This window comes from Candidatus Neomarinimicrobiota bacterium (genome assembly GCA_036476315.1).
Taxonomy (GTDB): Bacteria; Fidelibacterota; Marinisomatia; order Marinisomatales; family S15-B10; genus JAZGBI01.
Genome location: JAZGBI010000014.1, coordinates 1 through 17,133, shown reverse-complemented (window position 1 = coordinate 17,133; position 17,133 = coordinate 1). Strand labels below are relative to the sequence as shown.

Annotated in this window: 5 protein-coding genes and 1 tRNA gene; all 6 read left to right on the top strand. The window is 50.4% G+C overall.

Annotated elements, in window-relative coordinates:
* Positions 1–8 precede the first annotated feature (8 nt).
* Positions 9–9,203, top strand: coding sequence for an Ig-like domain-containing protein (locus tag V3U24_01620; protein MEE9166154.1), 9,195 nt, complete (start codon positions 9–11; stop codon positions 9,201–9,203).
* A gap of 111 nt (positions 9,204–9,314) precedes the next feature.
* Positions 9,315–9,632 carry a hypothetical protein gene (locus V3U24_01615; GenBank protein MEE9166153.1) on the top strand — a complete coding sequence of 106 codons (318 nt, stop codon included), beginning with the start codon at positions 9,315–9,317 and terminating at the stop codon, positions 9,630–9,632.
* Positions 9,633–10,098: 466 nt separating this feature from the next.
* A tRNA-Ser gene (locus V3U24_01610) sits at positions 10,099–10,186 on the top strand.
* Between the two features lie 1,539 nt (positions 10,187–11,725).
* The gene (locus tag V3U24_01605; GenBank protein MEE9166152.1) at positions 11,726–15,649 is read left to right on the top strand and encodes a C10 family peptidase; all 3,924 of its coding nucleotides are present in this window, start codon (positions 11,726–11,728) and stop codon (positions 15,647–15,649) included.
* 74 nt (positions 15,650–15,723) lie between these two features.
* On the top strand, positions 15,724–16,440 hold the full coding sequence (locus V3U24_01600) for a FlgD immunoglobulin-like domain containing protein (protein ID MEE9166151.1): 717 nt from the start codon (positions 15,724–15,726) through the stop codon (positions 16,438–16,440).
* Positions 16,441–16,683: 243 nt separating this feature from the next.
* On the top strand, positions 16,684–17,133 hold a 450-nt coding region (locus V3U24_01595; protein ID MEE9166150.1), incomplete at its 3' end, for a fibronectin type III domain-containing protein.

The following is a 17,133-nucleotide window of genomic DNA, read 5'->3' as shown; positions in this document are numbered from 1 at the left end:
CCAGAGAAATGAAGTACCTAAGGGTATTACTATTATTCTTCGCCGCATCCTTTGCCGTTGAAGTGGAGGAAGAGGTCAGATTCTACAGGTCCGAGGAGGACTTCCGCAGAGGAATTGAGGTCTCCCGGAATCGGTTGGGTCAAAGTCCTTTTCTGGAAGTTGTCTACGATGAATTCGAGAATGTTCTGTTCAAACGTTTTTACAGAAAGATCAATTCGCTCACCGAATTCGAAGAATTCACCTACGACCCGGAAACAAACTCCCTCATGGAGAAATCTGTGTACACGGCCGACAGTACCCTCATCCGCCGTTTTCTTTTTGGCCCGGGTGAAGAGATGTCGGAGAGATTTATCCGTTATATATATGGAGTTGAACAGCTAAAGGAATTTGAGGACAGGTTCACCGCTGTTGACTACGTCGACGGGATACACCCTATCGTCTACCGTTTCTTCGACATAGACGCATTCCTCTACGGTCTCATAAATCTCACGCACGGTTCAAATGAAGGATTGAGACAGGAAGATTGGCTCGTCATGCCCGGAGAAAGGCTCATGAGAAGGTACCTGTACGGCCACGATTCAGACAACGGAACCACCGAGATTTGGGAGTACGACTCCACAGATGCTCTTGTCATGAATATGACAGTTGGAGCCGACGGCCGGGCACCTCTGTTCACTGTTTCGTTTCCCACTGACTCGTCGTCGACCAAGAGTCCAGAAGTCGCGTACTCGCTCATCAATAGACTCAAAGAGGGAAGAGTTATCTGGGAATGGGAGAGCGGAAAACCCGATACGATGGCTCCCCATACGTCAAATATGGTCGATGCGGAGATGACTCGAGGTGTGCACGAATCCGGCAGATTGCGGTTTTCTCCGAATCTTGTTGACAGCGCAATCTACAGAATTCGATTCGAGGGCGTGGGAGAACTTGGCTATCCCGCAAAGGAAATCGAGATTCAACATGTCAAGTTCGACACGACTGCGCCCTACTACACCATTCGCTCGGAACCATTTGTGAACAAACCCCAGGTTTCATTTTCGCTTGAAGAAGATCTCTCCAGCGCAGAGGTAATGTGGATCTGGGAACGAGGTGAAAGAGACGCGAGGTCCCCTCATTCCGTCGGTCTGTCGAAGGGCTTTCTGAAAGAAGGAGAACATGCAGGGGTCTCCTTTGAGGAAGAAATACAGCTCAATAACGGAACGGTATACACCGTTGTTTTCGGTGGGAAAGATGACGCCGGGAATCTTGGTCCGGTCGTTTCGGTTCGCGGGGTTGTGTATGATTCGGTGCCCCCCCAATTCACCTGGGTCAAACCCGACACGGGAGCTCCTGTCAGCAGCAGTGGTGTTTCGTACGTCCTGAATGAACTCCTCTCCGGGGGGGAGATGGTCTGGCGACAGGTTTCGGGAACAGTGGACCCGATATCGCCGCAGGTGGTTTCCTTGAATGGAGGGGAGTTGAAGGCAGGGAAACATCAGTATGTTCTTCTGCAGAATGCGCCCAAACTGGTAGATGGAGCCATCTACGAGCTTAGAATTCACGGGGTTGACCGGGCGGGAAATGTGTCAGACACCCTTTTTGTTTCCGACGTGACTTACGATCTCACACCTCCCGTTCTGACCGTCCAATCGCCAAAACCGGGACAGCCAGCAAGAAATTCAGAGATGGCTTACACGCTCAGCGAGGATTTCGCCGCCGCCCGCATTGAGTGGCAGAAAATCACGGAAGATTCGGTTCTTCCGCCGGAGCCGAGGATCGTTTTTCTCGACTCCACTCATCTTGGCCAGGGTGATCATAGAGTTGTGCACCCCGGTCTGTCGACTGCTTTCGAAGAAGGCTTCTTCTACCGGTTAACCGTAACCGGCAGGGATCTGGCGGGAAACGAAGCCATTCCTGTGGGAATCGACAGTGTTCTTCTGGACGCTTCGCCTCCCGTTTTCACGAATCTTTATCCCACGGATAGTTCCTATGTGAGTTCCGATACACTCTCATATACTTTGAGCGAGAATCTGGTCGCCGGGGAAGTTATCTGGACACAGGTGGATGGAGAATTCGACTCCGGATCCCCACACACCGTCACTCTAGTTCCATTTGAGAAGAACCGCGGTGAGCACCAGAGGGTGGTCCTTGCCGCGTCGCCTTTGCTTAACGACAGATCCATTTATGATGTCTCTTTCACAGGTGAGGACGCAGCGGGGAATCGAGCGGAGGAGACAGTAGTCCGCCATATTGTTTTTGACATGACACCTCCCGAGATCAGATTTGTCTTTCCCGCTCCTCGAAGCGCTGTCCCCACACCCGAGGTCAGCTATCTCCTGAGCGAGTCGCTCAAGGAGGGGAGCATTACGTGGGAACGGTCGGGAGGATCCGAAGACGATCACGCTCCTCATGTTGTCCCGCTGACAGGAGAAGAACTGGAACCGGGCACCCACGAGCGAATTCTCCTGAGTCATTCCCCAGCACTGGTGGAAGGGGGTATTTATTCTATTACCATTCGTGGAAAAGACTTTGGGGACATATCCTCGGCCCCTGACGAGATCACTACCGTACGTTTTGATCCCACTCCTCCGAATATTGCCGTCAGGGATCCCTCCGAAGAATCTCATGTCAACACACCGACGGTTCTATACAGTCTCAGTGAATCATTGTCCGAGGGCACGATTGTCTGGACACGGAGCGGGGGAAACGAAGATGTCCGTTCGCCACACACGGTGAGACTTATAGAAAGTGAGCTGGAAGCAGGCGACCATGGAGAGATTCCTCAAATCAACAGTCCGACGCTGACAAGTGGTTCCGTCTATGACGTGGCAATGTTCGGACAGGACAGTGCAGGAAATCTGTCGGACACTTTGTTGGTTTCGAACATTTTCTTTGATAGAACGCCCCCGGCCTTCGAGATAAGCTATCCCATCGCCTACACGCCATCAAGCACCATGGGTGTTGCGTATGAGCTTTCTGAACCTCTCTCAGAGGGGAGGATTACCTGGAAGTGGACGGGGGGGTCTGTCGATGAGGATAGCATCCGGGCACAGATATTTACCGGAGATGAACTGGCAGCGGGCGAGCATCCCGAATCTATCCTCTCGTCAAAGCCACCCATCCTGGCTGAAGGAGGAATCTATACGGTCATTTTTGATGGTAAGGATCTGGCCGGAAACGACGCAATTTCCGTTCAGATACCAGATGTGCTGTACGATGCGATTGCCCCCATTTTTTCGGATCTTCATCCGGACAGTGGCGCGCAGGTGAATTCCAATCATCTGAGCTACTCGCTCAGCGAAACCGTTGATGAGGGAAAGGTAATCTGGAGGTGGACTGGCGGCCAGGAAGATCCTGGTTCTCCCCACGTCGTTCAGCTCGCGGCCACAGAAATGGACGCCGGTTTTCACGAAAGCGTTGAGCTGGCGAATGCACCGGTTCTGAACGATAGCTCAGTCTACGATATCTACTTCTCGGGAAGGGATGGCGCCGGGAATGCCTCTGACACCGTAGTGGTAAGCAACGTTCTGTATGACGTCACTCCTCCGCGCATAGAACTTACGTTTCCAGCACCTGAAACCTATGTGTCGAAACCGGCGGTCAGTTACGTTGTGAATGAGGATCTATCCGAAGGAAGTGTCACCTGGGAGCGAACAGCGGGTAGTGAAGATCCTAACTCGCCTCATGTGCGGTCTTTCACAGGCGAACAGCTCCTCCAGGGAGATCATACAGAAATTCAGTTTGAAGAATCCCCCGCTCTCTCTGAGGGATCCTTGTACACGGTATCAATCGCTGGAAAAGACAGGGCCGGAAATCGTGCAGATCCCGTCGTGATTTCACAAGTCGGGTTCGACAATCAGTCACCAGAGTTCGCGGACGTATTTCCCGCGCATGGGAGCTGGGTCAACGATCCGCAGGTCGCGTACAATTTGTCTGAATCCCTTGAGTCAGGGACTGTGCGGTGGATCCAGGTGGGAGGAGCTGGCGACCCGAATTCCCCGCACATGATCAATCTTCAGGGGGAAGAGCTCAGTGTGGGGTCTTATCCGCTGAGTCAACTGGCAGAATCTCCTTCCCTTGCGGACAGCGCGTTGTACACTGTGGAGTTTTTCGGCATTGACGCGGCGGGAAATGCTTCGGATACGATCAGGATTGACAGCGTGGGGTACGATGTAACGGTTCCTGACATAACTGTGAGTTTGCTTTCGTCGGAAAGCTACCTTTCTTCCGCCACCGTAAGCTACTTCCTGAGCGAGCCTTTGACTGAAGGTACAGTACGATGGACAAGAACAGGGGGAACTGTCGACGAGAGTGCCCCTAATGAATTCACTTTCTCAGATGAGCAACTCGAGATGGGAGAGCATTCCCATGTCCCTCCGGATCAATTTCGGCTTCAAGACGGTGCCACGTATACGCTAACGCTTGAGGGGAAAGACAGAGCGGGCAACCTGAGTCGTCCTGTGGTACTACAGGATTTGATCGTTGATGGAACGGCTCCCGAAATTGCGGACTTCCTTCCTGCGGACAGCACCTTCATCAACCACAAGCGTATTTCGTACACATTGAGCGAACCCTTGACGCAGGGGCTGGTATCGTGGGTGCGGATCTCCGGTAGTGAGGATCCCGATTCTCCACATCACGTGGAATTGATCGACCGTGAGATGAATGTGGGCCAACACGATGATGTCGTTCTAGCCAATGAAGCAGCCCTTCAAGACGGCTCTGTCTACAGTATTTCTTTTTCGGGCAGCGATGCCGCGGGGAACGAATCCGATACCGTGACTGTCTCTCAGGTGACTTATGACATTTCACCCCCGGGAATTGAGTTGGTCTATCCCGGGAAAGGTGGCAACATCTCTTCTTCCCGTGTCAAGTATGAACTGAGCGAGAACCTGGAGGAAGGATCTGTCACCTGGGCCTGGACAGAAGGAGAGCCAGACGCGTCGGCACCCCACACAAGCACGTTGACGGATTCGCTGTTGTGGGAAGGCGAGCACGACGAGAGATTTGCGCAAGAGCCACCGCTGGTGGATGGTGCGGTCTATTCTCTCAAATTCAGCGGAGTGGATGCAGCAGGAAACAGCGCGGAGCCTGTCATCATCTCACCGGTAACCTACGACGCCAAGCCTCCTGTGATCACATTAACCGATCCCGGTCCGGGTGCCCACATCAATGGCACCGTGCTTTCGTACTCACTGAGTGAGGATATGGAGGCGGCGACGATTACGTGGAGGAGAATGGACGGAAACCCGGATCCAACTTCTCCCCACGAGGTTGATTTAACTATGGATGAACTTGTCGGCGGGGAACACGCAGAAATCGTGCTCAGAGCTTCTCCTGAACTTCGGGACGGCTCCGTCTACACCCTGACATTCGCTGGCGTCGATTACGGGGGCAACGCGTCCGACACTGTTGAGGTACGCGACATCACATTTGATGTGACTCCCGCGGCGATCACGTTGACAAATCCCCAGGCAGACACTTATGTGAATACCATCGCGGTGAGCTACTCCCTGACGGAATCATTGAGAGAGGGGACCGTTGTCTGGCAGTGGATGTCCGGATTTCCCGACCGACAGTCAATTCATACGGTAATTCTCTCCGGCGCCAGTCTGGATTCGGGAGAACACGCGGACTGGGAAGCGTCACCTCCTCCAGAGCTTGTGGATGGGGCCGCTTATTCCATTTCCTTGACAGGGATCGACTCCGCGGGGAATTCTTCCGAAGGGGCAACAGTTCAAGGAGTGACTTTCGACAGAACATCGCCTGCTCTCTCCGTGGATTCGCCGGTGGATTCCTCTTATCGCAATCATTCTCGACTTTCCTACCGCCTCAGTGAAACTCTGCAGAATGCAAAGGCGATCTGGATACAGGTCGGTGGAACATCCGATGGCGCTGCTCCCCACGAGTTGGAATTGACCGGAGAGGAGCTGACGACTGGCGGTCATCCGGATCAGGTTCTGGCTCAACCGGTCGATCTGAAAGACGGTGCAATATACGATCTGAAGGTCACGGGAATTGACCGGGCCGGAAACGAGGCCGACACTCTGTTGATAAGAAATATAGCCTACGACCTTTTGCCTCCAACGTACCAGATCCTTGAGCCCACAGCGGGGAGCTACGTGAATTCTTCAACGGTCCGATATCGAATGGATGAGAATCTGAAGGAAGCGACGCTCAGGTGGAACAGGATAGAGGGGACCGGAGACCCTCAGTCACCCCACGTCATTGACGTACCGGATGAGATGTTATCCGCCGGGGAAGACACCACTGCAGAATCTCTTCCCCTGATGAACAATGCCGTTTACGCGTTGACCTTTCAGGGAACGGATATGGCCGGAAATGACGGCGAGATAATTACGGTTACAGAAGTAACGTTTGATGATATAGATCCCATCGTGACTTTGACTGCGCCCGAAAACCGGACATCCACAAACAGTGACTTGATTTCCTATACGCTGTCCGAAGAGTTGGCAGGCGGCAATGTAAGTTGGAGCTTGACCGGGGGAACTCCCGATCCGGCCTCGCCTCATGAAGCGGAGTTGACAGGGGATCAGCTACAGGGAGGTGAACACACGGAAGTACAATTGGCCCAGCGTCCCGTTCTTCAGGATGGTGCTGCCTATGATATCAGATTCCAGGGGGTCGATCTTGCGGACAACGCGGCCCGGGAGGCTGTATTATCCCAGGTCACCTACGACACGACTGCTCCCGTTATTTCCCTGGTATCGCCACAAGGTGACACTGCGGTCAATTCCACGGTGCTGACTTATGAACTGAGCGAAAATCTTCAGTCCGGGACTATCACCTGGCAAAGGCCTGAGGGATCCCCTCACGAATCCAATCTAATAGGTAATGAGCTTGCCAGTGGTTTGCACGAGAACATTCTTCTCACCGAAGAGCCAGAGCTCGCGGATGGATCGAATTACAGTATCACCGTGGATGGCGTCGATATGGCTGGTAATTCTGCGAATTCAGTCTCTGTTCAGAACGTAACCTTCGATGTCAGTCCTCCCGTAATAGTTGCGAACTTTCCCGCGCCGTCGAGCGGTGTTAATACGACGCGTGTTTCTTATTCCCTGAGCGAAAGTCTGACGGAAGGGACTCTCACCTGGACGAGAACGGGCGGATCTGAAGATCCTGGATCGCCACACGTCCAGCCACTCATTCCTTCAGAAATGACTGTGGACGATCACCAGGACATATTTCTTGCTTCCCCTCCAGAATTGGTGAACGACGCCGCTTATTCCCTTGAGTTTGACGGCTCCGACCGGGCCGGGAACAGGGCATCCGGAATGATTATTGAATCTGTCACTTTTGACAGCGTCAAACCTGTCCTGGCTCTTACCGAGCCCGGAGACGGAACACACATCAATGAGCCGAGGATCTCGTACGATCTCAGTGAAGGACTGCACGACGGCAGGATAACCTGGACCCGGGAATCCGGGAACGAAGATCCCGTTTCTCCTCACATCATAGAACTCACAGAGTCCGAACTCTCTGCCGGTGAGCACGCAGAGGTGATTACGACAACATTGCCCCAGCTGCAGGATGGAACCGTCTATTCCATTTCATTGACTGGAACCGACATAGGAGGAAATTCGGGAGATTCCATCACGGTTGCCGGTATCGTGTTCGATTCCTCGCCACCCATTATTTCACTAGATGCTCCCGGGTCAAATACCTTCGCTAACTCTGCCGAACTCACTTATTCGACCAGCGAGGAGTTGGGTGAGGCAACTGTCACATGGACAGCGATAGGAGGAACCAGTGACCCCGTTTCACCTCACTCAATCGTCCTGACCACGGAAGAACTGGCGGAAGGTATCCATGAGGGCATCGTTCTGGCAAATCAGACAGATCTGGCGGACGGGTCAATTTACACTGTCGAACTCTCGGGCAGCGATCTCGCGGGCAATGAGGCACCATCCTTGAAAGCGAACGGAATTCATTTTGATACATCCCGGCCACGGTTTGCTCAGATAGAGCCAGTCAGCGGATCTTACATAAACAAGATGGAACTAAGCTATACTTTAAGTGAAACTTTAAGTATAGGACAGATCACGGTGTCGAGGATCAGCGGGATGGAGGACCCCGGTTCTCCCTACACGGTGGAGTTGAAAGGCGAGGAGTTATTCGCGGGCCGTCGCGAGAGTTTCGCTCCGCCGGGTTTAGGCACATTGGTGAGTGGGGCTTCTTATTCTGTAGAGTTTTCCGGGACTGACCGGGCCGGAAACGGCACCGATACTTTGGGTATTGAAACTGTTGTCTTTGATGACACATCTCCAGTATTCACCGTTATCTCCCCGGAAACCTCGGCATACCTAAGCCACTCCCGCATCTCCTACGGGTTGAGCGAAACGATTTCAGCCGGTACCGTATCTTGGGCACCCACGGATGGTGGCACTCCCCTGGTGCAGTCGCTGGTTGGCAGTGAGCTTGAAGAAGGACCGCACGACAACATCGATCTGGCAGATTCTCCCGATTTACTGGATGGAACCGTTTACGACATAAGGTTTGAGGGGGGAGATCTTGCTGGAAATGAGTCGGATCCTGCGGTAATAACTGGTGTGACATATGATGTTACTGTTCCAAAGATCAGGGTTACTCTCGATTCTGAGGCCCCCCGTACTTTCACTTTCGACACGCCCGTGACGATTAGAAACAGTGAGACTATGTCCGAAATCACATTCTCCTGGGAGAGGGAGTCAGGTGCAGCTGATCCGGGCTCCCCTCATGTTCTTTCGCTTCCTGAAGAAAATCTGCTCGAAGGAGACCACTCGGAGGTCCTTCTCCCGGGAGCGGACGCGCTGCAGCCCGGGACTGTCTATACTTTGGTAGTTCGAGGCAGCGATCTCGCGGGAAATGAGAGCAGGCCTCAAACGGTTGAAAGCATTGACATAATTCGCGATTTGGAGGGCGATTGGCTGTCAAAAACGGCGCTTCTCACGGCCGTCTGGTCTTTCCGGGGTCAGGAGGAGTTTCTCCAGGGTGTCATGATGGGTACCAGGATAAGTCAGCAGGAGCCCGGGAGCGTCTCAATAGATTTCTCCAAGAGGCCGTTTGAGATCACCATCGAATTTGACTCAGGAGTCAAGCGGTACGCCATTTTTGAATTCACCGGTTGGAACACGATGAGAGTGGCCATAGGCGAAAAGAAGCCAAAATCGTGGTCAGATGGTGATCTCATGGAATTCGAGATCAGTGAGCCAGAGGTTCCTTAGTTGTTTCTCACCTGGGAGGGGCCGGACCTGGATAATCATTATGTTTCCCGACGGGAAGGATTAAATTCTGCGACGAATATTTCAATCTTAAGACGTTGAAGGGAGAAAGAAGTGGCAAAGGGAAAGAGTTTCGCCGATAAGATCAAACAAAGTGGGGCTGAGGTAAAGCAGTTTTCTATAGTGAAGTACGTGAAGTCCGTTGTTTCCGAGAAGACCGGTCAATACAGATTTCAGGAGAAGATGTTGAGGGTGCCTGTCGGTACAGATGTGGAGACTTTCATAAACCAACTGGAAAAGGGATCTCAACAGTCCAAAGAATCTGAACGTGAGACCGTTTCAACTTCCGAGACAGAGGAACCTGTTGTGGATGAGAAGAAACCAGAATCGCCGGAGGCGGTGGAAGACAAAGAGGAGGAGCGTGAGTCGTAACAAGAATTGATTATTGACTATTGAATATTGACAATTGAATAGGAACTGTTTATCGGTAACTGGTTAATTGGTTAACTGGTGATGGATGCTACCACTGCCACTGGGTACTGGCGACTGCCAATCGGAGCGCAGCGGAGATCCCGAGCCTTCGGGACTGCTTACTGCCAACCGGTAACTGGTTAATTGGTTAACTGGTGACGGATGCTACCACTAACACTGGGTACTGTCGACTGCCAATCGGAGCGTAGCGGAGATCCCGAGCCTTCGGGACTGCTGACTGCCAACCGGTAACTGGTTAATTGGTTAACTGGTGATGGATGCTACCACTGCCACTGGGTACTGGCGACTGCCAATCGGAGCGCAGCGGAGATCCCGAGCCTTCGGGACTGCTGACTGCTCCTTTTATCTTTGGTTTTTTATCTTTTATCTTGGTTCTTGGCTCTTGGTTCTTGGCTCTTGTTCAGTGGGAGGGGTGGCCGAGCGGTTGAAGGCGCACGCTTGGAAAGCGTGTGTACGGTATCCCCGTACCGCGGGTTCGAATCCCGCCCCCTCCGCAGTGTAGCCCCTCGACAAGAGGGATTTCCAACATTTTGCTGACGAGGATACTACACCGAATGGTGTTGACACTTTCGGCTTCTTACTTAATCATACTTTATCAAACCTACTCAGATTTATTCATTTTAGGGACACGGTTTTTAGGGACACGCCTAAGATGAATGAGTTAGCCCCTATCGAGTGACAGTCCGGTTAGCGCACCTGCTTTGGGAGCAGGGGTCGCGAGTTTGAATCTCGCCGCCCCGACCACTAACTCACTCGGCATACCACCGACAGGAAACCCGTCATTCTCGACGGGTTTCTTGCATTTAGGGGTAATGAATGAGCCCAACCTGGAGGTTCACCAATCGTGTCAAAGGTGGTCAGATTAGGTCAAATAATACCGTTTTCGGGATACGCTCGGGTTTGGGGCTTGGGTATATCCATGAGGCAGCTACAGGATTGCAATCGGATTATGAGTCCGGTGCGTCTCGACGGAAGAAGTAACGTTGGTTGCAATTAGGTTGCAATTCTGGTTGAAAAAGCGGCAGGAAACAGTGTTACTGCATCTCTGAGGTGAGGGATCTAAGGGTTCCTGGAAAGACTGAAATACACACTGAATCACATTGAACCAAAAGAGGAAAACGGCTGATCCTGCCCCCGCTTTGGGAGCAGGGGGTCGCGAGTTCGAATCTCGCCGCCCCGACTGGTTATCAGCCCGTCGAAAAGCCAACTCCTCGACGGGTTTCTTCATTTATGTAGATCAATGTTGCGGATTGATGACAGTGATCAAATCTCCTCAGAACTCACCAGATCTAACGGATAACGGATATCAAATTGACGGATATCAGTTTAATGCTCACAAAAGGATGTGACCAATTTGAGATAGTAGAGTCGAGTTGAATGGTCAACCGCCTTGTAAGGACGGAGCGTTCTCGTCGGAAGAAGTAGGTCTCGGTTGCAATCTGGCTGCAATTCTACTTGAAAAAGTGGGAAGCGAACGGGGTTCTAACCTCCCTGGAGGTAGCCACTCTAATAGTCTGCTGGTAGTCCCGACATCCGCCTCAAAACCTACTGTACCTCCCGCCGAATGCGGCTTGTCCTGTCATCCGCATTGCCGCCAGGATTGATCTACTGAATAGGTTCTGGGGAAGTCCATGTCCTATAACTCCAACTTGGGAGTGAATGTGTAGGATACCGGACTCGTAATTCGTTGGTTACGGGTCAGAGCCTCTCAGGATCCGCCTGAGCTGAACCAGTCGGGAAGAAGCTTCTATCGACGAACTCTCGTCTTTTCCCCGTCAGAAGTCATGAAATTCGCTTAGGAGTTATCACACGCGTTTCGTCGTTTCATCTTGTCGACACGTCCTTTGTGGAGACTCTGTTGCAGATTCAAGCGACAAAGAAGATTCTTGGGTTCATCCGTGGATCAACCGGAGCGAGGAGAACAGCGACCGTTTCAGCAGGATTTGCGGCTTGAACTTAATGGCGAAACGAATTATAATTAATGCGCAGCACAAGTAAGGATTTAGAAGATTTACCGCCATGGAGGGTGAACCATGAAGTGTAAACAGAGACTCTCTCTTTATCTTCTAGTAATAGTATCCCAGCTTTTCTTGCAAGCAGAAGTGCAACGGTCAACATCATTTGGAACTGTGACGCAGGAACTAGCGCAAGATGCTGCTCGGGCGTTTCTAGTGAAGGAGCAGTCCGCACCGCCAAGAGTTGCAGCGAAGACGCCGGGAGAGTTCATCGTCTCTAACGAAGCGGCCGGTCTTTCCGTTGGTAAGATTCAGCCCATCAGAGATGAACATGGTGAAACTCTAGCTTACGTTCAGCACCTAGAGCCTAAAGGATTCATCATCCTCTCAGCCGACGATGTTGGGAGGAAAGTACTTGGGTTTTCTTTTAGCGGAGAGTTTTCCTTTGATCACAGAGGGGCCAATCCACTGCTCGATCTTGTCATAGCAGACGTCTCTGCACGGAGAGGACTTACCTCCATTGGAAAAGAAGAAAGAACCAAAGTTGCCTATTCGACTCAATGGGGGCCATGGCTCCAAACGCATTGGAATCAAACTGAGCATTGGAACGATAAGTGTCCATACCTCGTTCCAAACGTTCCTGGAGTCAGACGATTTGCGGGTTGTGTCGCGATCGCCCTAGCTCAAATTGCGAACTACTGGAAATATCCAAATTCGATGAGTTTTGGCTCCTTAGAAGATCCATATCAATCTGGAGACATCAACGTTTTTGATGATGCAGGACAATATGGATTCCCAACTGCATCTGAACTCAATACTGCTCTTGAGAGTATTCTGTACAACGGCAATTCCGACGAAGAGGCTTATTTCACTTTTGGCATTGGTGTTAAGGTGAAGATGAATTATGGAATCACTGGGTCCGGAGCATACTCCAGGATGGCAGCAAGGGCTCTTAGGGATGAACTACACTACGGAAGTACCGTCTACCAAGGAGGGGAACTCGTATGGGAGAACTACAGGGACGATGTCATTCGAAACATGAAAGACGGTTGGCCTGTGTACCTCGGTATATCGGCACACTGGCTCCCTTTCATGGGAGGACACGCTGTTGTGATGGATGGGTACAGGGAGTCCGACGGATATTTTCACATTAACCTTGGATGGGAATTCCCCTCACTGTGGAACGTCTGGTATGACTTACCTGACATAGCGGGTTATTCTCTTATTGACGAAGTGATCTTTGATATTGCTGAATACCAGGGGTGGAGCCAATATGGGGCGGACGCACAAAATACATTCAGCAGTGTCTATCCAGCACCAGATAGTATCACTCAGAAGTGGCGTGCTACCACCGGTTCGGAAGGATTTGCTTTTAGCGATATCTTGATCGGTACCTCCAGCCAAATATTTGCAGCCGTTTCTGCTACATATTTGCAGGGCAACGCACACCCCTATGTATACGTGATTGATCAATTCGGCACAACTCTGCAGCAGATCGAGATATCTCGAGACGGAAACATCGAATTTATGTCTCAGAGTCAAGACGGCGATTTGTTTGTAGCAATGGAGGGAGGATTCGTTTATCGGGTCGATCCCGATCAGGGTTCAGCAGTAGAGATTTTTCAAGAGCCGAACGGGGACGACGTCTACACACTGAAAATCGATGAAGAGGGCTGGCTCTTCCCGTTCACTGATCTTCGAATGTACGCGTTAACAGAATCCGGCAGCTCTCACTGGTCAGCCCCATTCATCGTTCCTTCAAACACGATTATCTTCCCTGCTTACTCGATTCCTGCCATTGATTTGTCGCGTAACCGGATTTACGTTACTTACTACAACACGGATACAAAGCACGCCCATCTCGCCTCGCTGAACAGGTTAAACGGTGAAGTTGTAGAGACGAGGGATTTGGGTGAGTTGGGGCTAGCAAGATTTCGCTCTGCTTCCCTGTCCAATGATGGTACTGTGTACATTCATATTCCCAACGTGACCTTGGGCGAACCAGGCACAACATATGCACTAAATCCTGACGATCTTCTCGGCGCTCCTTTCTGGACTAAATCCTTGCTTGGCGGTCATTTACCGGCAGTTGCCCGTGATGGCACCCTATACGTCTCTTATTGGGAGCAGATTGGTAGTATCTGGTACAACGTTTTGGGCGCACTCGATCCTTCCACTGGAGAGACTCTGTGGACCCAACCGTTCCAACTCGATGAAGCCGAGGAAAGCATTTTTCAACCCTACGTTGCTGGGAATGGTGTTGTTCTATTCGCCATTGAGCATGATGGATCTCCAAAGACATATACGATACATGCATACAAGGATAATGAAACAAGTACTGAAGAGCTCTGGCAGTATGATGCCGGAACATCAGGTGGAGATTTCGCATTCGGTCCCGGACGTACTGTATATGCATGGGGAAAGGCAGGTCTGGCGCAGACGATTCATGCCATATCTGCTGGGGATGTTGGCGATCCCTTTGGGGCGGGTATGAATTTTGAGAACAACACCCCACCAGTGCCGGCATCAAATCCGAGCCCTGGGGATGGTACCGAGGATCTGGACACTGCTTCTGTTCAGCTGTCGTGGACCAGCTCTGATCCCGATGGACACAGTCTGAAGTATGATATCTATATCTGCGCCCTAATAGAGGGCCAAGAAGCGGCATTCGTACCGGTTGCCACCGGAATAACTGAGAACTCGTACACAATTACTGGTTTGTTGCCAGGAACACAACATTTGTGGTCCGTTGTGGCCACTGATGGGCAGGCTATTTCAGAAGGTCCTACTTGGAGTTTCTCGACGGGAGGAGTTTTGACTGTCGATGTTACTATTCCCCTAAAGGAGAATTGGAACCTAGTTTCATGGAATGTTGACACAGAAAATGATTCTATAGAAGTCTTGTTGGATGAAATCATGGATAATGTAGACGTGGTGTTGGGGTTTGATGATGGTGCACAAACCTACGATCCGGATTTGCCTCAATTCAGCGACCTGGATGTGATGGATCATCTTCACGGTTACTGGATTAAAATGGCGCAGTCAGATACTTTGACCGTGACAGGTACCAGTGTTAATCCACAGACGCCAATAGATCTGGATGCCGGATGGAACTTGGTCAGTTATCTGCCCAATGTTTCTTATTCAGTAGATCATGCTCTGGAGAGTGTATTTGACAATATAATTGTTGTTTTGGGATTTGACGAGGGAGGTTTGACTTACGATCCGGAGTTACCTGGGTTCAGTGACTTACAGGTGCTTTCTCCTACCTTTGGGTATTGGGTAAAGTTGTCGGAGGAGGATATCTTGATCTATCCTGGAACACGGAGTGCAGGTGGCGCAGTTTCGTTGGCGAAAAAGGGTAGTCTCGGTAAGAGTGATAGGGGTATAGTACCAACTAATGGCTGGATAAGTCTGTACGGGGAAGGTATTCGTTTGGATGGGGAGTTGTTACCTGCTGGTATCGAAATCACTGCTGTCGACGAAGATGGGGTCACATGCGGTGCATTCATAGTCTCAGAAGCGGGACGTTTTGGATTCATGCCCATTTACCGGGATGATCCAAGAACAGAGATCGATGAAGGTCCACGGAAAGATGAAGAGGTGGCGATTTACTTCGGTGATTATGAGGTTCCGGTAAAAGTGGTGTGGACAGAATTTGGCGATATAGTAGACTTGGGAGATCTGCTTCTGGCTGCAGAGGACGGCATGAAAAACTTGCCAACAGAGTATGGTCTGTCACAGAACTATCCGAATCCATTTAATCCAGTTACAACGATTCGATACCAGATTCCGAATGATGGCAACGTGACGGTTGAAGTATATGACCTTCTTGGTCGGGAAGTTGTGACCCTTGTAGAAGGATTTCAAAGAGTTGGTTATTATTCGGCAGTTTGGAATGGTCGAGACGAATTTGGCAAGGAAGTTGGTAGTGGTGTTTACATCTATCAGATGAGCTCTGGAGAATTTGTGCAAACGAGGAAATTGGTGGTCGTAAAGTGACCCAACTACGGTGGAAGAGCGTGCGTATAGGAGAAATGTCTCCGATCTTTTTGACAGATAGAGGGAGGTGCAACATGAAAAGTGATCATTCAAAGTCAGATTTGATTTGTATTGTGGCTGCAGTGAGCGTGTTAATGGGGATTGAAGTCTTGGATGCGCAGGTTACTCCGACCAATCAGTGGGTGGACTTCTACAGTTCGAACACGATAGTACTCAATGGAGGACCTATTGCAGTGGGAGCGGTAGTAGATGCGTATGATCCTGATGGGGTTCATTGCGGCACATACACTGTTGATACGGAAGGGAGTTACGGATTCTTACATGTCTATCGGGATGACGCGACAACCACTGAAGATGAGGGGGCAATTGAGGGTGATAAGATAACGTTTACGATCTATGGATCTCCTACCAATGTCGCTGGGCCAGACGATAATATGTGGACGGCTAATGGTGACGCTTGGCAGGTTGATCTGCAGGCGACTGTTGGCTTAGCTGATGAAGATTTAATGCCAGAAGGACATATGCTTTATCAGAATTACCCCAATCCCTTCAATCTTATCACGACCTTGAAGTATGATCTTCCTGAGAGGGCTGATGTAACGATAACTATCAATGACATCTTGGGGAGGCAGGTTAGAAGCCTTGTTAATGGTATGGAGGAACCGGGCCAAAAGTCAGCCATTTGGGATGGAACCAATGACCTCGGCCAACAGGTCAGTGCTGGAGTTTACCTTTACACGATTAAGGCCGGTGACTTTGTTCAGATCCGTAAGATGTTATTGCTCAAATAACACTAACCTCAAAACTTGACCTGGGTAATGGCAGCGGAGGGAAATGAGAAAACAGATTATCAGAATCCTCTTCGGTTTGAAGGGGATTTTTTATTTGAAAATAAGTGAAGATTTCTGCTTTCTCTACATTTCCAAGAAAAAAATGATGTCAATTAGATATTAATCAACAAGAAGCCGAGTGAAACTTAATATCAAGTTGATTTGGAGAAGATCGGTCAATAGTATTAACAATGGAGGCATACAATGAAGTCCTTTGCCTTTTTAGTCACCATACTACATATATTTTCTAATCTATCAGCCCAAGTTCCCAGTGCTCCCTCGAACTTTGTTGCCACAGCATCATCCGGTGGTGATGCGATTGAACTTACATGGACTGATAATTCAAATAATGAGTTATGGTTTGAAATTGAAAGAGAAGTGGACGATGATGATAACTGGATCGATGTAGTAAATAAAACAGAAAATGCAACAGAACACACTGATTCTGGTCTTGGAGCAGGTAGCTATGAATATAGAATCAGATCCGCAAATGCTTCCGGATCATCTGATTGGGTCTATTCAAGTGTGGTTATTTTGCCATGTGCGCCTCCTTCGAACTTTGTTGCCACAGCATCATCCGGTGGTGATGCGATTTTTCTCTCATGGACTGATAATTCAAATAATGAGTTATGGTTTGAAATTGAAAGAGAAGTG